This is a genomic window from Chryseobacterium tructae (assembly GCF_030409875.1).
GTDB lineage: Bacteria > Bacteroidota > Bacteroidia > Flavobacteriales > Weeksellaceae > Chryseobacterium > Chryseobacterium tructae.
Genome location: NZ_JAUFQR010000003.1, coordinates 84,080 through 105,270, shown reverse-complemented (window position 1 = coordinate 105,270; position 21,191 = coordinate 84,080). Strand labels below are relative to the sequence as shown.

Annotated in this window: 22 protein-coding genes and 4 pseudogenes; 18 read left to right on the top strand and 8 right to left on the bottom strand. The window is 35.8% G+C overall.

The features are described from left to right. The first annotated feature begins 53 nt into the window (after nucleotides 1-53). The 3 genes from QWZ06_RS24185 (at nucleotide 54) to QWZ06_RS24175 (ending at nucleotide 3,943) form a co-directional block, all read left to right on the top strand. Nucleotides 54-881 carry a GLPGLI family protein gene (locus QWZ06_RS24185; RefSeq protein WP_290301679.1) on the top strand — a complete coding sequence of 276 codons (828 nt, stop codon included), beginning with the start codon at nucleotides 54-56 and terminating at the stop codon, nucleotides 879-881. A gap of 305 nt (nucleotides 882-1,186) precedes the next feature. After that, on the top strand, nucleotides 1,187-3,196 hold the full coding sequence (locus tag QWZ06_RS24180; RefSeq protein WP_290301678.1) for a TonB-dependent receptor domain-containing protein: 2,010 nt from the start codon (nucleotides 1,187-1,189) through the stop codon (nucleotides 3,194-3,196). A gap of 243 nt (nucleotides 3,197-3,439) precedes the next feature. Then, on the top strand, nucleotides 3,440-3,943 hold the full coding sequence (locus QWZ06_RS24175) for a low affinity iron permease family protein (RefSeq protein WP_290301677.1): 504 nt from the start codon (nucleotides 3,440-3,442) through the stop codon (nucleotides 3,941-3,943). Nucleotides 3,944-3,986: 43 nt separating this feature from the next. On the opposite strand, the gene QWZ06_RS24170 is transcribed toward QWZ06_RS24175, so the two are convergent. The 8 genes and pseudogenes from QWZ06_RS24170 to QWZ06_RS24135 all read right to left on the bottom strand — a co-directional run bounded on the left by QWZ06_RS24170 (nucleotide 3,987) and on the right by QWZ06_RS24135 (nucleotide 13,413). Continuing rightward, a complete protein-coding gene (locus tag QWZ06_RS24170) occupies nucleotides 3,987-5,240 on the bottom strand; it encodes a hypothetical protein (protein ID WP_290301676.1) in 1,254 nt (417 codons plus the stop codon). Then, entirely contained in the window at nucleotides 5,237-6,724 is a 1,488-nt protein-coding gene (locus QWZ06_RS24165; protein WP_290301675.1) for a hypothetical protein, read from the bottom strand. The genes QWZ06_RS24170 and QWZ06_RS24165 overlap by 4 nt, the downstream gene beginning before the upstream one ends. A gap of 114 nt (nucleotides 6,725-6,838) precedes the next feature. After that, complete coding sequence (locus tag QWZ06_RS24160; protein WP_290301674.1) at nucleotides 6,839-7,810, bottom strand: hypothetical protein; 972 nt, start codon at nucleotides 7,808-7,810, stop codon at nucleotides 6,839-6,841. A 231-nt stretch (nucleotides 7,811-8,041) separates the two neighbouring features. Continuing rightward, on the bottom strand, nucleotides 8,042-8,461 hold the full coding sequence (locus QWZ06_RS24155; RefSeq protein ID WP_290301673.1) for a hypothetical protein: 420 nt from the start codon (nucleotides 8,459-8,461) through the stop codon (nucleotides 8,042-8,044). Between the two features lie 269 nt (nucleotides 8,462-8,730). After that, nucleotides 8,731-9,537, bottom strand: a complete 807-nt coding sequence (locus tag QWZ06_RS24150; RefSeq protein ID WP_290301672.1) for a hypothetical protein — start codon at nucleotides 9,535-9,537, stop codon at nucleotides 8,731-8,733. A 20-nt stretch (nucleotides 9,538-9,557) separates the two neighbouring features. Then, the gene (locus tag QWZ06_RS24145) at nucleotides 9,558-10,289 is read right to left on the bottom strand and encodes an MIP/aquaporin family protein (RefSeq protein WP_290301671.1); all 732 of its coding nucleotides are present in this window, start codon (nucleotides 10,287-10,289) and stop codon (nucleotides 9,558-9,560) included. Between the two features lie 24 nt (nucleotides 10,290-10,313). After that, a pseudogene (glpK, locus tag QWZ06_RS24140) lies at nucleotides 10,314-11,808 on the bottom strand (glycerol kinase GlpK). Nucleotides 11,809-11,815: 7 nt separating this feature from the next. Continuing rightward, nucleotides 11,816-13,413: pseudogene (locus tag QWZ06_RS24135) on the bottom strand (glycerol-3-phosphate dehydrogenase/oxidase). A 116-nt stretch (nucleotides 13,414-13,529) separates the two neighbouring features. Between QWZ06_RS24135 and QWZ06_RS24130 the strand changes: the two are divergent. From QWZ06_RS24130 to rpsN, 15 genes and pseudogenes are all read left to right on the top strand, one after another. Beyond that, nucleotides 13,530-14,291: a DeoR/GlpR family DNA-binding transcription regulator gene (locus tag QWZ06_RS24130; protein WP_290301670.1), complete on the top strand. Its 762-nt coding sequence runs from the start codon at nucleotides 13,530-13,532 to the stop codon at nucleotides 14,289-14,291. A 503-nt stretch (nucleotides 14,292-14,794) separates the two neighbouring features. Continuing rightward, nucleotides 14,795-15,421, top strand: coding sequence for a 50S ribosomal protein L3 (gene rplC, locus QWZ06_RS24125; RefSeq protein ID WP_027371722.1), 627 nt, complete (start codon nucleotides 14,795-14,797; stop codon nucleotides 15,419-15,421). Further along, nucleotides 15,412-16,041, top strand: a complete 630-nt coding sequence (gene rplD, locus QWZ06_RS24120; protein WP_290301669.1) for a 50S ribosomal protein L4 — start codon at nucleotides 15,412-15,414, stop codon at nucleotides 16,039-16,041. The genes rplC and rplD overlap by 10 nt, the downstream gene beginning before the upstream one ends. A gap of 3 nt (nucleotides 16,042-16,044) precedes the next feature. Continuing rightward, a complete protein-coding gene (gene rplW / locus QWZ06_RS24115; RefSeq protein WP_290301668.1) occupies nucleotides 16,045-16,335 on the top strand; it encodes a 50S ribosomal protein L23 in 291 nt (96 codons plus the stop codon). 22 nt (nucleotides 16,336-16,357) lie between these two features. Continuing rightward, entirely contained in the window at nucleotides 16,358-17,179 is an 822-nt protein-coding gene (gene rplB / locus QWZ06_RS24110; RefSeq protein ID WP_123909155.1) for a 50S ribosomal protein L2, read from the top strand. Between the two features lie 2 nt (nucleotides 17,180-17,181). Next, nucleotides 17,182-17,460, top strand: coding sequence for a 30S ribosomal protein S19 (rpsS, locus tag QWZ06_RS24105; RefSeq protein ID WP_002983209.1), 279 nt, complete (start codon nucleotides 17,182-17,184; stop codon nucleotides 17,458-17,460). Between the two features lie 101 nt (nucleotides 17,461-17,561). Beyond that, nucleotides 17,562-17,860 (top strand): annotated as a pseudogene (rplV, locus tag QWZ06_RS24100) (50S ribosomal protein L22). Nucleotides 17,861-17,867: 7 nt separating this feature from the next. Next, on the top strand, nucleotides 17,868-18,617 hold the full coding sequence (gene rpsC / locus QWZ06_RS24095; RefSeq protein ID WP_034694675.1) for a 30S ribosomal protein S3: 750 nt from the start codon (nucleotides 17,868-17,870) through the stop codon (nucleotides 18,615-18,617). Between the two features lie 97 nt (nucleotides 18,618-18,714). Next, nucleotides 18,715-19,140, top strand: a complete 426-nt coding sequence (gene rplP, locus QWZ06_RS24090; RefSeq protein WP_029297776.1) for a 50S ribosomal protein L16 — start codon at nucleotides 18,715-18,717, stop codon at nucleotides 19,138-19,140. Nucleotides 19,141-19,152: 12 nt separating this feature from the next. Beyond that, on the top strand, nucleotides 19,153-19,338 hold the full coding sequence (gene rpmC / locus QWZ06_RS24085; RefSeq protein ID WP_290301663.1) for a 50S ribosomal protein L29: 186 nt from the start codon (nucleotides 19,153-19,155) through the stop codon (nucleotides 19,336-19,338). Between the two features lie 12 nt (nucleotides 19,339-19,350). Further along, nucleotides 19,351-19,605, top strand: coding sequence for a 30S ribosomal protein S17 (gene rpsQ / locus QWZ06_RS24080; RefSeq protein WP_027387210.1), 255 nt, complete (start codon nucleotides 19,351-19,353; stop codon nucleotides 19,603-19,605). A 2-nt stretch (nucleotides 19,606-19,607) separates the two neighbouring features. Continuing rightward, nucleotides 19,608-19,976 (top strand): 50S ribosomal protein L14, encoded by a 369-nt coding sequence (rplN, locus tag QWZ06_RS24075; protein WP_002983226.1) that lies wholly within the window; start codon nucleotides 19,608-19,610, stop codon nucleotides 19,974-19,976. A gap of 21 nt (nucleotides 19,977-19,997) precedes the next feature. Further along, nucleotides 19,998-20,323: pseudogene (gene rplX, locus QWZ06_RS24070) on the top strand (50S ribosomal protein L24). Nucleotides 20,324-20,334: 11 nt separating this feature from the next. Then, complete coding sequence (gene rplE / locus QWZ06_RS24065; RefSeq protein WP_105702144.1) at nucleotides 20,335-20,886, top strand: 50S ribosomal protein L5; 552 nt, start codon at nucleotides 20,335-20,337, stop codon at nucleotides 20,884-20,886. Between the two features lie 3 nt (nucleotides 20,887-20,889). After that, nucleotides 20,890-21,159 (top strand): 30S ribosomal protein S14, encoded by a 270-nt coding sequence (gene rpsN / locus QWZ06_RS24060; RefSeq protein WP_290301657.1) that lies wholly within the window; start codon nucleotides 20,890-20,892, stop codon nucleotides 21,157-21,159. The last annotated feature ends 32 nt before the right edge of the window (nucleotides 21,160-21,191 follow it).

Below are 21,191 nucleotides of genomic sequence, written 5' to 3'. Positions count from 1 at the left end.
ATGTTTTTAGTTGGATCCAAACATTATCAATATTTTTGGTTCAAACTTAGATCATGAAAAAACTAATACTTCTGTTATTTCCTTTATTATTGAGTGCACAAACCCATCGTTTTGTATATCAGCTTCAGTACAAAAAAGATTCGCTGGCAGAAGACTTTACCAAAGAGAATATGATTCTGGATGTAAATCCGGACGATCGTAAGTTCTATCCTTATGCCTATGCAAAAAATGATTCTCTTAATAAGATCAGAGGCCGCAAAAGTGCAATGTGGGATGATAGTCTTCCTTCGGTGATCAGAAAAAAGAACTCTTCCGAAAATATATCACTCATAATGATTTCCGATCTTTATTCTGTAAAATCAAATGATAAAACAAACTGGAAATTATCAGAGGAAACCAAAACTGATGGACAGTATACATTACAGAAAGCAACAACAAATTTTGGAGGTAGAGAATGGATCGCTTGGTTTTGCAAAGACATCAGTTTAGGGGAAGGTCCTTACAAATTCCACGGACTTCCTGGATTAATTTTTGAAATTGAAGACAGCAAGAAGAACTATATTTTTAAACTGGTCAAAAGTATGAAGTTTGCCAGTACCTATGAAACTCCGTTTTTGGAGAGTTTTTTGGGTAAGAAGCCTCTTCCTGTAACCGATAAGATCATTGCAAAAAAACAATTGGAACTGTACAACGATCCCTTACATGATGTCGCAGAATCATTTAAATCCAATACCAATCCCGAGAATACTTTCTGGGTTTCCGGAGTACAGATTAAAAGCATAGACCAGCTCAAAGGAATGTCTGATGAACGAAGAAGAGTAATGCTTCGGGATAATAATCCAATTGAAATTAATAAAGCCATAAAGTATCCTTTGAACTAGAGTAAAAGCGCAGTACATAATCCATTCCGTCTCTTTTTAGGGACGGATTTTCTATTTTTTTCATGATTGGGATCAATGAAATTCATATCTATATAAACCCATTTTTTTCTTTTTCAATATTGATAATCATTAAATAGTATGGAGGAGAGATTCTTAATAACAATATAGATATATTGGGATGTTTTTAGCATAGTATAATCGAGATTGGTAATCTTATATTAAAGGGTATTGGCTGGGTGAGATATGTCAGTCTAGTTTATTTATTTAGAATTATTAAAAATAATAATTTTGCAAAAAAATTATTGATGTTAAGAACAGTATCTTTTTCCTTACTTGTTTTAGGATCAGCTTTAGTGAGCGGTCAGAAGACGAAGGACACGTTGAAAAGTCACCATATTAATGAAGTAGTAATAACAGGATCCGGATATGCTCAGAAGATCAAAGACACGCCGGCAACCATTTCTGTAATTTCTCAGGCAGATCTTAAAAAAAGAGCATATAGAGATATTACAGATGCTTTACAGGATGTTCCTGGAGTTTTTGTTACAGGAGGGGGAAGTACAAGTGATTTTTCAATAAGAGGTGCTGAATCTGGACAGACATTAGTTTTAATTGACGGAAAAAGAATCAATACAAGAGAGACCAGACCTAATTCTGATGGCCCAGGTATTGAACAAGGATGGATGCCGCCATTGGAAACCATTGAAAGAATAGAAGTGGTAAAAGGCCCAATGTCTTCTCTATATGGTTCTGATGCTATGGGAGGAGTTATCAATATTATCACTAAGAAATTGACAGACGGTTGGAGAGGATCTGTAGGAACAAGTTTAATACAACAAGTTCATAAAGAATCCGGAAATACTTACCAGATTGATGGCTATGCTTCAGGTTCTTTGGTGAAAAATCTTCTTCAGATGAAAGTTACAGGAAGCTATTCAGACAGAAATGAAGACAAATTTGTAGGCGGTTTCACTGAAAGAGTAATCAAAGCATTTGGTACAGAATTTAGCCTTACTCCCAATACTAAGAATACATTTAAGTTAAGCTATGACTATAACCGTCAGGAAAGAAATCAAAATGCGGGATATTCATTGGCTCCTAATGCCAAAAGCTCACGTAATAACTACGAAAGAAATGTATTGGCATTAAGCCATAAAGGAGATTATTCGAACTTCCATACAAACTCTTATATCCAGTATGATAATACGAACAACCCGAACAGGGATATGAGATATGAAACATTTGCAGCATACAGTCTTAATAATTTCAGCCTTAAAGATCATGTGATCAGCTTTGGCGCAGAATACAGATATGAGAGATTGAATGATTTAGGAAATAAAATGAAATCTGAAAATGGAGAAGTCGTTACCCAACTGACCCGTTGGAACTGGTCTGCTTTTGCAGAAGGAAACTGGAAGTTGGTTAACAGACTTCACCTGGTTACAGGAGCACGTTTAGATAATGATCAAAATTATGGGGCTAACTTTACTCCAAGAGGATACTTGGTATGGAGTGCTACTGATAATTTTACATTCAAAGGAGGTGCTTCATGGGGATATAAAGCTCCAGGCTTAAGAGCTGTAAATCCAGGCTGGGGACAGGTAACCGGTGGTGGAACGCAGGATGGAGTGATCATCGGAAACAAAGATCTTAAACCTGAGAAAAGTTTTAACCAGGAACTGACGGTAATGTTTGAAGATAATAAGAAAGTAATTAACGTGAGTGTTACAGGATTTAATACCGACTTTAAAAACAAACTGGTTGAAGTTAGAAAATGTAATAATAGTGAAGAATGTAAACAGTTTGAAGCTTTATACAACCATGTCTATGATTTCATCTCAACAAGAGAAAACCTAGGGAAAGCAAATAGCATGGGACTTGAAGCTAATCTTGGGGTGAATGTTACAAAGGATATTGTATTAAAGGCAAACTATACGTATACTGATACCAAGATCAAGTCTGAAGAAATCCCTGCTCTTTACAATAAACCATACGCCAGAATACCTAAACATATGGCCAATGTAAATCTTTCTTGGAAAGCGAATAACAGTTTTGAATTCTGGTCAAGAGGAAATTATAGAAGTGAAAGCCAGCCGGGAGTCAACAGAGGGAAAGCACAGGAATATCCAATTCCATCTTATTTCTTATGGGATCTTGGAACTGTATATAGACTGAACAAACATGTTCGTTTCACATTAGGGGTATACAACCTTTTAGATAAAAATATTCGTAATGATGTTTCCGATCCTGCTAGTAATTTTGGTTTCAGAATCGATGGAATCAGATATCAGTTCGGAGCCAATTATTTCTTCTAAACCAATTTTGATTTAGATTAGGTAAGAAACTAAAAGAAGAAGGGAGGTTGTAGGATGGAAGTATTGTAGTTGAAAGAACAACTTTCTTACTTCTTCTTAAAGTATCATTAAAATTAAAAAAGCTCTATCAAAGATTGGTAGGGCTTTTTTGGGGTCTATACTTTTAAAACTTTATATTGGAATCCCTATTCTCTTCACTTGTTCAAGTTAATTTTATACATTTATTCTAAAATAATCTGGACTATGAATCATAAGAATAATAATCTCTTTGAAAAATTTTCAAATTGGGCTGTAAAATTTACAGGAAGTCAGTATGCTTTTATTGGAGCAACATTTGTGGTTGTAGCCTGGGCTGTTACAGGACCATTTTTTGATTATTCAGAAACCTGGCAGCTCGTGATCAACACCGGAACTACGATCATTACCTTTCTCATGGTTTTCCTCATCCAGAAAGCGCAGAATAAAGATTCAAAAGCAATACAAATCAAATTGAATGAAATCATTGCTGCTCATGAAAAAGCAAGTAATAGAATTGTAGATATTGAAGACCTTACAGAAGCAGAGTTGGATCAGTTGCATCATTATTATGAGAATCTGGCTCAATTCGCCAAAAAGGATACGGATATTCATACTTCTCACTCCATAGATGCCGCACAAAGGAATCAGGATTACAAATACGAATTCTTTAAAAGAAAACATGAAGAATGGCTCCAAAGACAGGGACAACAAAAAAAGGAATCGAAATGATTCCTTTTTTATTTTGAAATTAATAACTTTCTTTTCGTATCTGTTATCTCATGAAATAGCTGAAGTAACTACAGCTTCCCATAAGGTCTTTCGTTGTCTCAGCATCTGAATACTGTGCCTTCAGCTGAGCAAAATAGGTTCTGTATTTTTGATTCTTCAGATTGTCCATTTGCTTCTGGCGGTTATCTTCTTTTTCAGACCATTTCGGATCAGAATAATCAAAATCTTTTGGTGCTTTGGCTTCGTACTGATAATATTTACCTTGTTCAGCACTTGCCATTTGGAATAGGATTCTTGCCTTTTGTTCTTTGTTATTAGAATGGGCAAGGGCTTTTTGATAATAGTTGATCGCTAAATCGAAATTATCAGGTTCAATATAAGAAGTATCAAGGAAGTTTTTATAATAATACTTGTAAGGATTTCCTTTGTCATTATTCCAGAAGTAATATTTTCCACCATTACTATTGTCAATATCCATCACAAACAGCTGACGATAATATCCTAGGATAGAAGTGTTATATAACATATTCCCGATAAGCTGGTTTGCTTTTACCGCTTTCTCATCTTTACCATTTCCAATCTTCTTAAGCTGAATCAGAGCATCGGTCAATTCAAGTTTATTCATATTATCCTTAATGAAAGGGAAATCGGTATACCCTTCAGACTTCATAGATTCAGAAGGTGTACTTTGGTAGCTTTCCCATACATTGTGCCCAAAAACAAGACTTGAAATATTATTAAAACCATTATATTCAGCAGATGCATATTGCTTTTGAGTAATAGTTTGTCCGCTTTTTTCATTCCAATCATAGTTTTCTCTTGGAATTCCACCAAACTTTTGAGCCTTTTCATAATAAGATTTAGCCTTTTCAAAATCAGCAAGTCTCATCGCTCGGTCACCATAGATTGTATTGAAGAATGCATCAATGTTTCCTACGTTATCCATGTTTTTAGAGATGATCTGCTGCTCAAACTGAGTTTTGTTGGGCTTTCTATAGAACTCTTCAACACTTTTTACCAAGCTGGAGTTCGGGTTGTATTGAAGGTCAGAAAGCTTGTTATTCATGAGGAATGACTTGCCATCTTCACCCTGAAGGAAGTAACGGTTGGCCATTACATCTTTTAAGAAGTCAGCAGTAGAAGGTGCAGTACCATAATAATCGTAATCACTATTGACATTGGCGGTATCTTTTTTCACTTCTTTTTCTACAAAATACTCCCCATAGTCTTTCATAAGATGATCCTCAAAGGCAGCATCCACTTTAGGCTGAGAAACAATGTCATTCAGTACTTTCATCCTTTTAATTTCCTCCATGTATTCAGGATTGGTAGTTTGATGTCATTCAGGATTTCCGTACTTTCTTTATAATCTTTCTTCAAGAATTTAAGATAAGCATCTGCAATCTGCCAGTATTCATCTTTCGACTTTTCTTTGGCCTTTGAAGTGAATTTTTCAAGACCATCAAGATAATCTTTGGTGTTATCGTCATACCCGCTATATCCGGTAGTATAAAAAGGAATTCGGTTTGGATTGTTCAGCAGTTCATCATCACTTTGGTCTGTTTTGCTTCCATTGCCCGAAGCGTCGGATTTAGAACCTCCGAAAAGATTTTTGAAGAACCTTACGATTTTCTGCCAGAAAGATACTTTCTCTTCCTTTACCTCTTTTACTTCGTTTGTTGCTTTGTCGGTATTAGCATCTTTTGAAGTATGGTTTTCAGTATTTCCTCTATAGACAGGCACTCTTCCATAAGCGTCAGAAGTGTAATAATAGATGGGAAGGTAGCTTCTTTCCAATTCATTGATGCTTCTTACAGCCATTACTTTTAAGATTTCCGAATCAGGATTAATGTCAAACATCTTTTCCATAATAGGAATAGGGTTGTTGAAATCTTCATATCCTAAAAGAAAATAAGCCATATTCTTTTCCTCATTCGTATTGGCTCTTTTCATGATATTGCTGAATGAAGCTGTATCTGAAAGTTTCATCGAAACAAAAGAAGATTCCTTGCGGTCTTTACTGTTCATGAATACCTGGAAAAAATTCCAGTTGGCATCACTATTCATTTCAAGTCCTCTTTGGGCTCCAGCCAATTGATCCAAAGCCATATAATATACTGCACCTTTTAATTTGATAGGCTCAATATAGCTTTTGAAAGCCTGTAAGGCTGAATCATAGTTTCTGGTATAGTGATTCAAACGGACAAGCTGATATCCGTAACGTTGCTTGATTTCCGGGTTTTTAGCGGCATTATATAAAGAAGTAAGAGCGGCTATACTTTTATTGTAATCAAGGCCGGTAGCATTCTTTCTGTTTTCATTTCTGTCATAGTAAAATGAATTTTCACTTTCAACATAATTGATGCTCATATAAGGCTCCAGGTATTTAGCCTCAATTAGATAATCAATTCCTTCCTTATATTTCTGATAAAACCCTGTTCCCAGTTTTTGCAGAAGTGGGTTAGAAGGAGTTCCGCTTTTAAGAGCGTTAAGATCATTCATACTTAATTTATACACCAGGCTTTGAGTCTCGGCATAATTAAGCTGATTGTTGAAATACTTTTTCCAGGTTTCAATATTATCATCAGGAATCAATGAAGGATTGTAATTACCATAGAATCTTGTTGAATAAGTATGTAAAAAAGGAAGATAAGATTTATCTTTAATAATGCTCTGTGTAAATAGATTGAAGTATTCATAATCAGGATCCGACCATGCGCAGGCGTCAGATTTGGTGTAGAAAAGAGATACAACCGCAAGTGAAAGAATATACTTTTTCATAGGGGTTTGTAGTGTTTTTTTAGTTTTTATATAGTTGTTTTTTGTAATTATGGTGCTGGCAGAAAATAATACAATATACTGAGTCTTTATTTTCTGTCTTAATCTATGAAAGATTTAAAATGTTCGATTTAACACAAATTTACTATCTAATTGATAATAAATAATATTAAAATGAGGTATTTTTTTCTGAAGGAAACCTACAACCTCTTCCAATTGTTCTTTCGATATCTCTTCTACCTTTATTTTAAAGCCTTTATTCAGATAGTTACCAAAGTAGAAGCCGTCTTTCATTATTTCAACTTCATGATCGGAGATCTTTTTAAAGTTGGGGTTGTCAAGATCTTTTTTAGAGAGGGCATTGATGAGTTTATGCTTGTCGAGATGATTGGTAATGATTCCCCAGGAATAGATGGGCAAAGCCACTTCAACTTTCTGAATAGGATAGTCTTCCATTTTTGAAAGATAGCTTTTGAGGATATTTACATCCAGAATAGAATTTTTGTCAGATTTTTCCAATGGGGAAGAAGTGGAGTAGCACATCAGATACACCTTGTCTACCGGAGGAATTCCTGTTTGCTTTTTGTCTTTAACCTGATGAAGGCGTAAAGTACAGGTTATATTTTTACCGGAAATTCTTTTGAGCTCCTTTAAGAATTTAAAATAATCATCCCGGGTGCCGGCAGTCCAATCACAGTCAATCTGAATTTCATTGTTAATCTTTAGATGATATTCCTCTGCTTTCTTTTGAACCAAATGATGAATACTCTCCGCCAGGAATTTGATTTCTTCCTGGGTGATTCCAAGTAAAGTAGGATTTGTGATAAAGACAGTTGGTACAATCTGTTTGTCTGTTCTGAAACTCTGATCTTTTGTAATAACGGCAACAGGCTGGAACTTTCCGCCTACTTTATCTACATCAAAAAATCTTGTATATAAAAAAGGAACAGTTGCCTGGTCTAAAGTTTTCTTTTCTTCCTGATCAAGTTTCAGATTGGTTTTCCAATAGTAAAACGTGTAAGGATGGCTTTCTTTCTTACTGCATGAAACAATGAAAAATAAAACCCATAAAATTTTTAGTATTTTCATACTGTGGTGTGCATAATTGATTCTTCAAAAGTAAAGATATTTATACAAACCATTCATCGCTAAATCCCGGGATTTTTTATTCCTGACAAATTCCATAATTTCAAACGTCTCTTCCTGGCAAAGTAAACTATGCGTATCATCATTCCCCTCCACTGCAAAGATTTTTTGACAGGGTGGTTTTCCTCATAACAAACAAAAACCACCCCAAAGGAGTGGCTATGTTTAATCTTGTTACTTATAGAATTCACTTTCACAAGTACAAGTCTCTTTATCTATACTTTCTCTGGCAGAGCAACAACCTTCAAGATTTTGAATATTACCTTTTTCATCCGTAAGGTAGATTTTATCTTTATCAAATTTCACAAAGAAGGTTTCATTGTATTTTTTGAAATATACCTTCATTACTTTGTTAGCTGCATATTTTCCAGCGTTTACTTCTTCTGTGGTTTCCTTTCCATTAGCCTGATTGATCTGAACGTATCCAAAAAGTACATCTCCATTCTTTTTTACATCCAGATAATAATGAGGAGTTCCTGTGCCACTATATCCTTCCAGAATATCAAAACTTCTATGCCCTGTAAAAGGGACCTTTACCTGTGCAAAAGCGAAAATGCTAATACATAAGATCACTAAACTGAAAATCTTTTTCATATTATTTTTTCTTCAAATTTAAACATATCTGCCCAATCAGTAAACCGTAAAATCCCGGTGATTAAGAAGATTGTTATCACTAATATTTTCCAACCTCTTTTTACTATTACTCACTTCAATTCGTATAACCATTCCCTTCCAGTGGAGGGGTGGCAAATCTTAGATTTGACGGGGTGGTTTTTTTCTTCATCACAACAACAACAACAACAACAACAACAAAACCACTCCAAAAAGGAGTGGTCTTTATATAATCTAGTTTAAAATTTGAATTAAAAAACAGTGGCTGCTAATTGAATTCTTGCATACTTATTAGAAGGATTCCACATAGCCATCATAGAAACGGGTAAGCTGTAATGATCCGTTATTTTAAGAACCTTTCCTGCTTTTACACCCACGTTAACAATATCAAAATTGTTTTTTCCATTCCCGTACAAAAAGGTGTCGCCATTCAATGAAAATCCTGCTCCTACAAAAGCATCCAGATTAACCTTCTGTCCACTAATGACAGGATAGCTGGCCTGAACGTAAGTAGAATACCTGTTCTTTTTGTAGCTTCCATCCGGTTCCAAAATCACTTCTCCGGCATTAGCTCCTCCATAAAGCATAATATCTGCTTCAATATTGATTGGGAATGATGGGCCGAAAGTATAATTGGTTCTTAAATCAATAATGTGAGCTGTTCTTCTTTGGGAGTAACTGAAAATATCGTCAGCAGCATTAGCTGTATTGATATTCCTGGAATTATAAAGATCCCATAATCCAATGTAAAAGCGTCCGTTAGAATACTGAACATAGTAATTGATCTCTTTATAATGAGTATTATCCTTATCATCAGCCAAGGCAGAAGCACCCCAGATTCCAACCTTCCATTTTTTTTCTGCATCTAAAGCATAAGAAAGATTTCCCATTACGACAGGTTTGTCTGTAATGATTAAGCCTCTCCATAAATGGTTGTTTTGGATATTGGCCGTAAAATCCAGTCTTCCTTCTTTGGATTCTTTAAGTTCACTGCTTTCTTGTGAGAATAGCCTTCCTGTAGCTAAAGTAAGTAGGAAGATTCCTTTTAATATTTTCATGATTTGCATTTTTTTGGTTTTTATTTTAAAATCATGAACAATAATGCTGCAATAACAGCTCCGGTAACAGGTCCTAAAACAGGAATCCAGGCATATCCCCAATCACTGCTTCCTTTGACTGGAAGAATAGCGTGCATAATTCTTGGAGCAAGATCTCTGGCAGGGTTAATCGCATATCCGGTAGTGCCTCCTAAAGAAAGCCCGATTACCCACACAAGGAAAGCCACAGGAATAGCTCCTACAGAACCTAACCCTACTTTCGCATTAGGATCTGCCTGCAGAGTAATACTTGAATCTGAAATGTAGAAAATAACAAATACCAGTACAAATGTTCCAATAATTTCACTAATAAGATTAGAGGATACTTTTCTGATCGCAGGTGTGGTACTGAAACAAGCTAGTTTTGCGCCTTCATCTTCTGTAATAGCAAAATGATCTTTATGAAACAGCCAGACCAAAAAGGCTCCCAACATCCCTCCAATCATCTGAGCTGCAATATAAGACGGAACAAGATTCCATTCAAATTTTCCTGCAGTTGCTAATCCAATCGTTACCGCTGGATTCAAATGGGCTCCACTTACAGGGCCGGCAACAGTTACCCCTACAAAAACAGCTAATGCCCAAGCGGTGGTAATAACAATCCATCCGGAATTATTTCCTTTGGTATCCTTCAAGACAACATTGGCTACAACACCGTTGCCTAACAAAATTAGAAGCATCGTTCCGATCACTTCTGCGATAAATGGAGTCATATGTGTATTTTTAAGGTCAGTGAATTAATCTTCAATCCAGCATTGAGCACGAGACACTGCTTTGTTCCATGAATGAACCATAGCTTCTACTTTTTCCCTATCCAATTGAGGGTGAAAATCTTTATCTATAATCCATTGTTCCTGTATCTCATCGATACTTTTCCAGTATCCTACAGCAAGTCCTGCTAAATAAGCTGCACCTAATGCCGTTGTTTCTAATGTTTTTGGTCTTATAATTTTAAATCCGAAAAGGTCAGACTGAATTTGCATCAATAGATTGCTTGCCGAAGCTCCACCATCTACTCTCAATTCAAGGCTTTCTCTTCCGGAATCTGCTTCCATAGATTTACAATATCGTATACCTGGAAGGCAATTCCTTCCAATGTTGCTCTTGCGATATGGCCGTCAGTGGTACCACGGGTAATCCCTACGATAGTTCCACGGGCATACTGATCCCAATGAGGAGCTCCTAAGCCTGTAAGAGCAGGAACAAAATAAACACCGCCATTATCTTCAACGGATGCCGCCAGATTATTCACTTCATCAGAAGAATGAATAAGCTTAAGACCGTCTCTCAACCATTGAATAGCCGCGCCACCTACAAATACACTTCCCTCTAAAGCATAGTTAACTTCACCATTGATTTTCCAGGCAACTGTTGTTAAAAGATTGTTCTTTGAAGAAACCGCTTCTTTCCCAGTATTCATTAACAAGAAACATCCTGTTCCGTAAGTGTTTTTTACCATTCCCGGATTGATACACATTTGTCCGAATAAAGCTGCCTGCTGATCTCCTGCGATTCCTGCAATCGGAATTTTGGTAGAGAATAGAGTAGTAGCTGTTTCGCCATATACTTCACTGCTTTGTTTACTTCAGGAAGAATAGCTTTCGGGATGTTGAACAACTCTAATAAATCATTGTCCCATTCCAAAGTATGAATATTCAGAAGCATTGTTCTGCTGGCATTCGAAACATCCGTGATAAACATTTTTCCACGGGTTAATTTCCATACAAGCCAGGTATCAACAGTTCCAAAACATAGTTTTCCTGCTTCTGCTTTTTCTCGTGCCCCCTCTACATTGTCAAGAATCCATTTTAATTTGGTGGCAGAAAAATAAGCATCCAGTACAAGACCTGTTTTTTCCTTGATGATTTCTGCATGGCCTTGTTCTTTCAGTTCATCACAGTATTTGGACGTTCTTCGGTCTTGCCATACAATAGCATTATAAATAGGTTCTCCTGTTTCTTTATCCCAAACTATAGTGGTTTCACGTTGGTTGGTAATTCCAATTGCCGCTACTTCCAGTCCGGAAATACCTGCTTTGGCAATAATTTCTGCAGCAACGGAGATCTGTGAAGACCAGATTTCATTAGGATCATGTTCTACCCAACCTGGAGTTGGGAATATTTGTCTGAAGTCTTTTTGAGATACATATTTGATTTCTCCCTTATGGTTGAATAGAATCGCTCTGGAGGAAGTAGTTCCCTGATCTAAAGCGAGGATTAACTTTTCATTCATATCGTGATTAATTAAGGTTGATAACTTTAGGTGAATAAGGAGTTAATAAATATCCTTTTGCTAATTCAATGAATTCTTTTTCCTGTTGTTGAGCCCATTCTTCAGAATATCCTTTTTCTTCAGCAATGATTCTGGCAACATGATGCGCGCTGTCTATAGCGGCTCTTGCATCTAAGAATAAAAGGCGGGCTCTTCTTGCCAATACATCTTCAATGGTTTCCGCCATTTCATTTCTTGCTGCCCATACTACTTCGGCAACAGTGAAAGGGTGATCCGGATGTATTTTCTGCTGAAAACGTGGATTACTTTGTTGTAAGGCTTTTATAGCAGGAATATCAGATCCGTATACATATAAATGATTGGTTCTGTCTACTTGTTCAGGTTTTACATTTCCATGAATAGACATATTTTCTGTTTTAGAAGTAGTATTACCTAGCTTATGTACCTGCATGGCTTTATCAATGGTATCTTCAGCCATTTTACGATAAGTAGTCCATTTTCCTCCAATGATGGATATTAATCCCGTATCGGAAGCTATGACTTTATGACTTCGGGATACTTCTTTTGTACTCTTACCTCCATCTTTTGGTGCAGCCAGAGGTCGAAGCCCTGCATAGACAGATTTTACATCTTCACGGGTTGGTTTTTTAGACAGATATTGTCTTGCTGTATTTAAAACGAAACTGATTTCCTCTTCCAGGGCACGAGGCTCAAAGCTTTCGCTTTCCAAAAGAGTATCGGTAGTTCCTACTAATGCTCTGTCATGCCAAGGCACCACAAACAGAACTCTTCCGTCTGAAGTTTTTGGAATCATGATAGCATCGTCACTTTTCAGGAATGATTTATCCAATACAAGGTGAATTCCCTGACTTGGTACTACTAGTTTACCATGTTTAGGATTATTCATATTAAGAATATCATTCGTGAAAACGCCCGTAGCATTGATCACAACTTTGCAAGAATTTGGTATTGTTGCTTAGTGAATTGATCTTCAGCAACAACTCCGATGACTTTGTCTTTGTCATCTTTGAGAAGGTTAACAACTTTTACGTAGTTGACGGCACTTCCTCCTTTCTCAATAATTGTCTGGGTTAAATTGATCGCAAGTCTGGAATCATCAAACTGCCCATCCTGGTAAACAACACCACTCATCAAATGGTTTTGTTCAATAGTAGGAAGCTTTTCAACGGTTTTCGATTTGCTGATGTATTTTGTTTTTCCCAAACTTAATTTTCCGGCAAGGAAATCATAAACGGATAATCCTATTTTATAATAGATTCCGCCCCACCAGGTATAATTAGGAATAATGAAAGATTGATTCTTTACAATATGTGCTGCATTTTTGGCCAATAGACCTCTTTCCTTCAATGCTTCTTTCACCAAACCTACATCTCCTTGTGCTAAATATCTTACTCCACCATGTACCAGTTTGGTACTTCTGCTGGAAGTTGCTTTCGCAAAATCATGAGATTCAAGCAATAAAGTCTTAAATCCTCTGCTTACTGCGTCTAATGCTGAACCTAAACCACTGGCTCCTCCTCCTATGACAAGAAAGTCCCATTCTTTTACATTGGTTAATTTACTGAGTTCTTCGTTTCGTTTCATAAATGTTTCGTTTATGTTTCGTTTTCAAATATATAAATTAAAAATGAAAGCAAAAAGAAAATAAATGAAATTTTAGAATGTTAAAAAAAAACGGTAATTTTGAGGAAACGAATAAAATGGAAAAGCTAATTCCAAGGCAGGATGAAATATTGAAAGAGCTGGATGAAAAAGGACATGTTCTTGTTCAGGATCTGTGTGAAAAATTAAATGTTTCTTCAGTTACGATTCGAAAGGATTTGAACTATCTCGAAAGTTTAGGGCTTCTTTTTAGAAATCATGGGGGTGCCAGTAAGCAGGTGAGATATGCTTATGAAAAAAATGTAGGAGAAAAAGAGAATATCAATGTAGAAGCGAAACAGGCAATTGCTAAGGCTGCACTTCCGTTGATTCAGGAAAATGATTGCATCATATTGGCATCGGGAACCACGATGCACTACCTTGCAAGGATGTTGATGAATTTCGGGCCGCTTACGGTTTTGACTTCTTCACTAAGGGTGGCTATTGAACTTTGTAATAATCCTAATATTAATGTCATCCAATTAGGTGGTGAGGTGAGAAAAAGTTCTACGTCAATTGTAGGATCTATTTCAGAAGGAATTCTTAAACAATTCTCCTGTAATAAACTTTTCCTGGGTGTAGATGGAATTGATCTTGAATTTGGAATCAGTACTTCTAATGCTGCAGAAGCTCACCTTAATCAGGTGATGATTGATTGTGCAGATAAAACCGTAGTTCTCGCAGACTCTTCAAAATTAAATAAGAAGGGTTTTGGTAAAATTGCGGCACTGGATCAGGTGGATTATTTGATTACGGATGACGGAATTGCTGCCGAAGATCAGGCAAGACTAGAGGAAATTGGAGTTAATGTGCTTAAATAATTCCATGTAAATTCATAAATCTATAGATAATCAATCAAAATACAAAGCCTGTGAGTCATCATAAGGCTTTTATTTTTTTTTATGAATGATGGGAATGGTGTAATTAGATTTTTCTGAGAAGTGAGATAGAGGGTTTCTTATTTTATTTAAAATGTAGGGTTTGTTTTTTTATACAGAAAATTGTGAAATGTTTCATTATCCTATAGTTATGGCATTTTTTTTGTTTCTAGCTGCTGGCCTTGAATTGTTAGAATAAGCAATGAGAAGGAAATGTGTATTTTTTATGTTGGATTCATTTTTGTAAACCCATTCTTTTTTCTAAAAATGATCTAAATGATTAAAAATCAAAATATTTTACTTAAAATATTTGTCGGTTACAAAATTATTCATAAATTTGCACACTCATTTTAGGAGCGTAGTGTGCCTATATCAAAAGTAGAAATCACTTCAGACTTCCGAAAAATGGAAAAAAATAAAGGATAAATTTTATTATAATATAAACAATGTCAGGTATTATTGGTAAAAAAATCGGTATGACGTCTTTGTTTAACGAAGAAGGGAAAAACATTCCTTGTACAGTTATTCAGGCTGGTCCATGCTCGGTTTTACAGGTCAGAACCTTAGAAAAAGACGGTTATAAAGCTGTTCAGTTAGGTTTCGATGACAAGAGTGAGAAGAACGTTGGTAAAGCGTTAGCTGGCCATTTTAAAAAGGCTGGTTCTGCTCCTAAAGCTAAATTAGTTGAATTCTATAGAGAATTCGTTGATGAAGTAAAAGTAGGAGAAGAAGTAAAAGTTGATCTATTCACTGAAGGTGAATATGTTGACGTAACAGGAACTTCAAAAGGTAAAGGCTTCCAGGGTGTTGTTAAAAGACACGGATTTGGAGGTGTAATGCAGGCAACTCATGGTCAGCACAACAGACTTAGAGCTCCAGGTTCTATCGGTGCTGGATCTGACCCTTCAAGAGTATTCAAAGGGATGAGAATGGCTGGAAGAATGGGAGGTGAGCAGGTAACTGTTCAAAACCTTCAAGTGTTAAAAGTTGATCAAGAACAAAATCTTTTAGTAGTAAAAGGTGCTGTTCCGGGAGCTAAAAATTCTTATGTAATTATCAGAAAATGGAACTAGTAGTATTAAATACATCAGGAAAAGAGACCGGAAGAAAAGTAACTCTAGACGAAACAGTATTCGGAATTGAGCCAAATCAGCACGCGGTTTACTTAGAAGTTAAACAGTATCTTGCTGCACAAAGACAGGGTACTCATAAAGCAAAAGAAAGAAGCGAAATTACTGCTTCTACTAAAAAGCTTAAGAAGCAAAAAGGATCAGGATCTGCTAGATATGGTGATATCAAATCTCCAACTTTCAGAGGTGGAGGTAGAGTATTCGGACCAAAACCAAGAGACTACAGATTCAAATTGAACAAAGCTCTTAAGAGATTAGCTAAGAAATCTGTTTTATCTCAAAAAATGAGAGACAACAGCATTAAAGTTTTAGAAGATGTGAGCTTTGATGCTCCTAAGACTAAAGATTTCATCAATGTATTAAGTGCATTGGAACTTAACGGTAAAAAATCTTTATTCGTTCTTCCTGAAGCTAACAAGAATGTGTATTTATCTTCAAGAAACTTACCTAAAACTAAAGTAATGAACTTCAACGAAATTAGTTCTTATGATTTAGTAAATGCTGGTGAGATCATTTTCTTCGAAGGTGCAGTTGAAAAATTCCAGGAAAATTTAAAGAAATAAGTCATGTCAGTTATTATTAAACCAGTTATTTCAGAAAAGGCTAACTACCTTACAGATTTAAGAGGTACTTATTCTTTCTTAGTTAACCCTAAGTCGAATAAAATCCAGATTAAAAAAGCTGTAGAAGCAGCTTATGGTGTAAAAGTAGCAGACGTTAACACAATGATTTATGCTCCGAAGGTTTCTTCAAAATACACTAAAAAAGGTCTTCAAGTAGGAAAGACAAACAAATTGAAAAAAGCGGTAATTAAACTTGTTGAAGGTGAGGTTATCGATATTTTTGCTGTAAATTAATTATTAATTATAAATAATAGTAATGTCTGTTAGAAAATTAAAACCTATCACCCCGGGACAGAGATTCAGAATTGTAAACAATTTTGAGGAAATTACTACCAACAAACCAGAGAAATCTCTAACAGTTGGTATTAAAAAGTCAGGTGGACGTAACCAAACAGGTAAAATGACCATGCGTTACACCGGAGGTGGACACAAAAAGAAATACAGAATTATTGACTTCAAAAGAAACAAAGCAAACGTTGAAGCCACTGTAAAATCTGTAGAATACGATCCAAACAGAACTGCATTTATCGCTTTATTAGAGTATGCTGACGGAGAGAAGAGATATATCATCGCTCCAAACGGTATCAAAGTTGATCAGAAAGTAATTTCTGGTGAAAGCGTAGAACCAAATGTAGGGAACGCAATGAAGTTGAAAAACATTCCTTTAGGTACTGTTATTTCTTGTGTTGAAATGAAACCTGGTCAAGGTGCAATTTTAGCAAGAAGTGCTGGTTCTTCAGCTCAATTAACTTCTAGAGATGGAAAATATGCAATCATCAAATTGCCTTCAGGAGAATCAAGAATGATCCTTACTGAATGTTATGCAATGATTGGATCAGTTTCTAACTCTGACCACCAGTTAACTGTATCAGGTAAGGCTGGTAGAAGCAGATGGTTAGGTAGAAGACCAAGAACAAGAGCGGTTGTAATGAACCCAGTAGATCACCCAATGGGAGGTGGTGAAGGACGTTCTTCAGGAGGTCACCCAAGATCTAGAAACGGTATGCCGTCTAAAGGTTACAAAACTAGAAAGAAAAACAAAGTGTCTAACCGTTACATCGTATCTAAAAGAAAATAATTATGGCAAGATCACTTAAGAAAGGACCGTTCATTCATCATACTTTAGATAAGAAGGTTCAGGCAAATATAGAGTCTGGTAAGAAGACAGTTATCAAAACTTGGTCTAGAGCATCGATGATCTCTCCGGACTTCGTAGGACAAACTATTGCAGTACACAACGGGAAATCTTTTATCCCTGTATATGTTACAGAAAACATGGTTGGTCACAAGTTAGGCGAATTTTCTCCAACAAGATCTTTCAGAGGTCATGGTGGTAACAAAAACAAAGGAAGCAGATAATCATGGGATCAAGAAAACAAGATAGTTCAATCGCAAGAAAAGAAGCTAACAAAGACGTTGTAAAAGCTTCATTAAATAATTGCCCATCTTCTCCAAGAAAAATGAGATTAGTAGTTGATATCATTAGAGGAGAACAGGTAGATAAAGCTCTTTATATCCTAAAATATTCAAAGAAGGATGCATCTAACAAGTTAGAGAAATTACTTCTTTCTGCTATGGCAAACTGGCAGGCAAAAACGAAGGTGCTGATATTGAAGAAGCAAACCTTATCGTTAAAGAAATCTTCGTGGATAGTGCAAGACAATTGAAGAGACTAAGACCAGCTCCACAAGGTAGAGGGTATAGAATCAGAAAAAGATCTAACCACGTTACATTAATCTTAGGTAATAAAGAAAATTAATCAAGGTATGGGACAGAAGACAAATCCAATTGGTAATAGATTAGGTATCATCAGAGGATGGGATTCTAACTGGTTTGGTGGAAACGATTATGGAGACAGAATCGCTGAAGACTACAAAATCAGAAGATACCTTGAGGCTAGATTATCTAAAGGTGGTATTTCAAAAATCTATATTGAAAGAACACTTAAATTAGTAACAGTTACAATCACTACTGCTAGACCGGGACTTATCATCGGTAAAGGAGGTCAGGAAGTTGATAAATTGAAAGAAGAATTGAAGAAACTTACAGGTAAGGATATTCAAATCAACATCTTCGAAATCAAAAGACCTGAATTAGATGCTGTACTAGTTGCTGATAGTATTTCTAAGCAAATTGAAAACAGAATTTCTTACAGAAGAGCTGTTAAAATGGCAATGGCAAGTACTATGAGAATGGGTGCTGAAGGTATCAAAGTTCAAATCTCTGGTAGATTGAACGGAGCTGAAATGGCAAGATCAGAATCTTTCAAAGAAGGAAGAATTCCATTGTCTACTTTCAGAGCTGATATTGATTACCACTGGGCAGAAGCTCACACTACTTACGGTAGATTAGGAGTGAAAGTTTGGATCATGAAAGGTGAAGTTTACGGTAAAAGAGAACTTTCTCCACTAGTGGGACAACAGAAAAAAGGAGGTCAGTCAGACAGAGGAAACAGAGGTGGAGACAGAGACAACAGAAGACCTAGAAAAAACAACAACAATAACAATAATAATTAAAATTTTAGATTAGAAATTTTGAATTTTAAATTACCGTTACTTTTTTAAAATAAAAAAAATCTAAAATCTAAAATCTAAAATCTAAAATTTAGAAATTATGTTACAACCAAAAAGAACCAAATTCCGTAGAGTTCACAAGATGAAGATGAAGGGGAATGCCCAAAGAGGTAGTCAACTTGCATACGGAACTTTTGGGATCAAAGCGACGGAAGGAGCTTGGATTACAGCAAGACAAATTGAAGCGGCTCGTATTGCTGCGACAAGATACATGAAGAGAGAAGGTCAACTATGGATCAAAATCTTCCCAGATAAGCCAATTACTAAAAAACCAGCGGAAGTACGTATGGGTAAAGGTAAAGGTGCTGTTGAATACTGGGTAGCTGTAGTAAAACCAGGTAAAATTATGTTTGAAATCGGAGGAGTACCTTACGATATCGCTAAGGAAGCTTTAAGACTTGCTGCACAGAAATTACCAGTAGTTACTAAATTCATCGTTGCTAACGATTTTGTTAAACCTTTATAATCTTTGAGTACAATGAAAAATGCTGATATTAAAAATTTAAGCGCGGGTGATATTCAAAATCAATTAACTGAAGCAAAAGCTCAATATTCTAAATTGAAATTGGCTCATGCAATCAGCCCAATTGAAAACCCGATTCAAATCAAAGATTTGAGAAAAACAATCGCTAGACTAAATACTGAGTTAACTAACAAACAATAATTTCATTTTACAATGGATAGAAATTTAAGAAAAGAAAGAATCGGAGTGGTTTCCAGCAATAAAATGGAAAAAACTATTGTTGTTAGTGAAACTACAAGAGTAAAGCACCCGATGTACGGTAAATTCGTTTTGAAAACGAAAAAATATACTGCACACGACGAGAACAACGAATGCACAGAAGGTGATACAGTTTTGATCCAAGAAACTAGACCTATGAGCAAGAGCAAGAGATGGAGATTAGTAAGAATCATTGAAAAAGCTAAGTAATAATGTTACAAACAGAATCAAGATTAAAAGTTGCTGATAACACAGGTGCTAAAGAAGTACTAGTGATCAGAGTTCTGGGAGGAACCAGAAGAAGATATGCTTCAGTTGGTGATAAAATCGTTGTTACGATCAAAGATTCTACACCATCAGGAAACGCAAAAAAAGGTCAGGTATCTAAAGCTGTAGTAGTAAGAACTAAAAAAGCAGTAAGAAGAAAAGATGGTTCATACATCAAATTCGACGACAATGCTTGTGTATTACTAAACGCAGCAGGAGAAATGAGAGGAACGCGTGTTTTCGGACCAGTTGCTCGTGAGTTGAGAGACAAAGAATATATGAAAATCATTTCATTAGCTCCTGAAGTACTTTAATTTTTAAAATTTTTAAAAGAAATGTCAAAGTTAAAAATAAAAAGAGGAGATAACGTAATCATTACTACTGGTAAGAAAGATATCAAAGGTAAGACTGGTGAAGTTATTGAAGTGATAAAGAAAGAAGGGAGAGACCCTAGAGTAATCGTAGCAGGACTTAACATCGTTAAAAAACACGTTAAGCCTTCAGCTGCAAATCCTCAAGGAGGAATTACTGAAAAAGAAGCTTCTATTCATATCTCAAACGTAGCTTTAGTTGGTAAAGACGGAAAAGCTATCAAAATCGGTTCAAAATCGAAGGAGATACGAAAGTAAGAATCAACAAAAAAACGGGTGAAACTTTATAATTTGAATTAACATGGAATTTATAGCAAGACCCAAAAAAATATACAAAGAGACAATTGTTCCTGCAATGATGGAAGAATTCGGGTATAAGTCAATCATGCAAGTACCTAGATTAGAGAAAATCGTTGTATCACAAGGTTTAGGTGACGCTACTGCAGATAAGAAAATTATCGATTATGCAGTAGAAGAATTAACAAACATCACAGGTCAGAAAGCAGTAGGTACAATCTCTAAGAAAGACGAAGCTGCATTCAAATTGAGAAAAGGAATGCCTGTAGGTGCAAAAGTAACTTTGAGAGCTCAGAGAATGTATGAGTTCTTAGACAGACTTACTTCTTCTGCTTTACCACGTATCAGAGATTTCTCTGGTATCAAAGCAGATGGTTTCGATGGTAGAGGTAACTACAACTTAGGTATTACTGAGCAAATTATCTTCCCTGAAATCGTAATTGACAAAGTGAAAAAAATCCAAGGGATGGACATCACTTTCGTAACAACTGCGAAAACAGATAAAGAAGCTAAAGCATTATTAACTCACTTCGGTTTACCATTTAAAAAGAACTAAGAAATGGCTAAAGAATCAATGAAAGCGCGTGAGCGCAAAAGAGAAGCACTAGTTGCTAAATACGCTGCTAAAAGACAAGCTCTTAAAGAAGCTGGTGATTACGAAGGACTTCAAAAATTGCCTAAAAATGCTTCTCCTGTAAGATTACACAACAGATGTAAACTAACAGGGAGACCAAGAGGATACATGAGAACGTTTGGTATTTCCAGAGTAACTTTCAGAGAAATGGCTAACAGCGGTCTTATCCCAGGTGTAAGAAAAGCTAGTTGGTAATAATTACTAATTAAAAATCGGGACAATTAAGT

Bases quoted from the DNA above. Each gene is read 5' to 3' on its own strand.
- QWZ06_RS24185 (WP_290301679.1), top strand. From the start codon at position 54: ATGAAAAAACTAATACTTCTGTTATTTCCTTTATTATTGAGTGCACAA.
- QWZ06_RS24180 (WP_290301678.1), top strand. From the start codon at position 1,187: ATGTTAAGAACAGTATCTTTTTCCTTACTTGTTTTAGGATCAGCTTTA.
- QWZ06_RS24175 (WP_290301677.1), top strand. From the start codon at position 3,440: ATGAATCATAAGAATAATAATCTCTTTGAAAAATTTTCAAATTGGGCT.
- QWZ06_RS24170 (WP_290301676.1), bottom strand. From the start codon at position 5,240: ATGAAAGTACTGAATGACATTGTTTCTCAGCCTAAAGTGGATGCTGCC.
- QWZ06_RS24165 (WP_290301675.1), bottom strand. From the start codon at position 6,724: ATGAAAAAGTATATTCTTTCACTTGCGGTTGTATCTCTTTTCTACACC.
- QWZ06_RS24160 (WP_290301674.1), bottom strand. From the start codon at position 7,810: ATGAAAATACTAAAAATTTTATGGGTTTTATTTTTCATTGTTTCATGC.
- QWZ06_RS24155 (WP_290301673.1), bottom strand. From the start codon at position 8,461: ATGAAAAAGATTTTCAGTTTAGTGATCTTATGTATTAGCATTTTCGCT.
- QWZ06_RS24150 (WP_290301672.1), bottom strand. From the start codon at position 9,537: ATGAAAATATTAAAAGGAATCTTCCTACTTACTTTAGCTACAGGAAGG.
- QWZ06_RS24145 (WP_290301671.1), bottom strand. From the start codon at position 10,289: ATGACTCCATTTATCGCAGAAGTGATCGGAACGATGCTTCTAATTTTG.
- QWZ06_RS24130 (WP_290301670.1), top strand. From the start codon at position 13,530: ATGGAAAAGCTAATTCCAAGGCAGGATGAAATATTGAAAGAGCTGGAT.
- rplC (WP_027371722.1), top strand. From the start codon at position 14,795: ATGTCAGGTATTATTGGTAAAAAAATCGGTATGACGTCTTTGTTTAAC.
- rplD (WP_290301669.1), top strand. From the start codon at position 15,412: ATGGAACTAGTAGTATTAAATACATCAGGAAAAGAGACCGGAAGAAAA.
- rplW (WP_290301668.1), top strand. From the start codon at position 16,045: ATGTCAGTTATTATTAAACCAGTTATTTCAGAAAAGGCTAACTACCTT.
- rplB (WP_123909155.1), top strand. From the start codon at position 16,358: ATGTCTGTTAGAAAATTAAAACCTATCACCCCGGGACAGAGATTCAGA.
- rpsS (WP_002983209.1), top strand. From the start codon at position 17,182: ATGGCAAGATCACTTAAGAAAGGACCGTTCATTCATCATACTTTAGAT.
- rpsC (WP_034694675.1), top strand. From the start codon at position 17,868: ATGGGACAGAAGACAAATCCAATTGGTAATAGATTAGGTATCATCAGA.
- rplP (WP_029297776.1), top strand. From the start codon at position 18,715: ATGTTACAACCAAAAAGAACCAAATTCCGTAGAGTTCACAAGATGAAG.
- rpmC (WP_290301663.1), top strand. From the start codon at position 19,153: ATGAAAAATGCTGATATTAAAAATTTAAGCGCGGGTGATATTCAAAAT.
- rpsQ (WP_027387210.1), top strand. From the start codon at position 19,351: ATGGATAGAAATTTAAGAAAAGAAAGAATCGGAGTGGTTTCCAGCAAT.
- rplN (WP_002983226.1), top strand. From the start codon at position 19,608: ATGTTACAAACAGAATCAAGATTAAAAGTTGCTGATAACACAGGTGCT.
- rplE (WP_105702144.1), top strand. From the start codon at position 20,335: ATGGAATTTATAGCAAGACCCAAAAAAATATACAAAGAGACAATTGTT.
- rpsN (WP_290301657.1), top strand. From the start codon at position 20,890: ATGGCTAAAGAATCAATGAAAGCGCGTGAGCGCAAAAGAGAAGCACTA.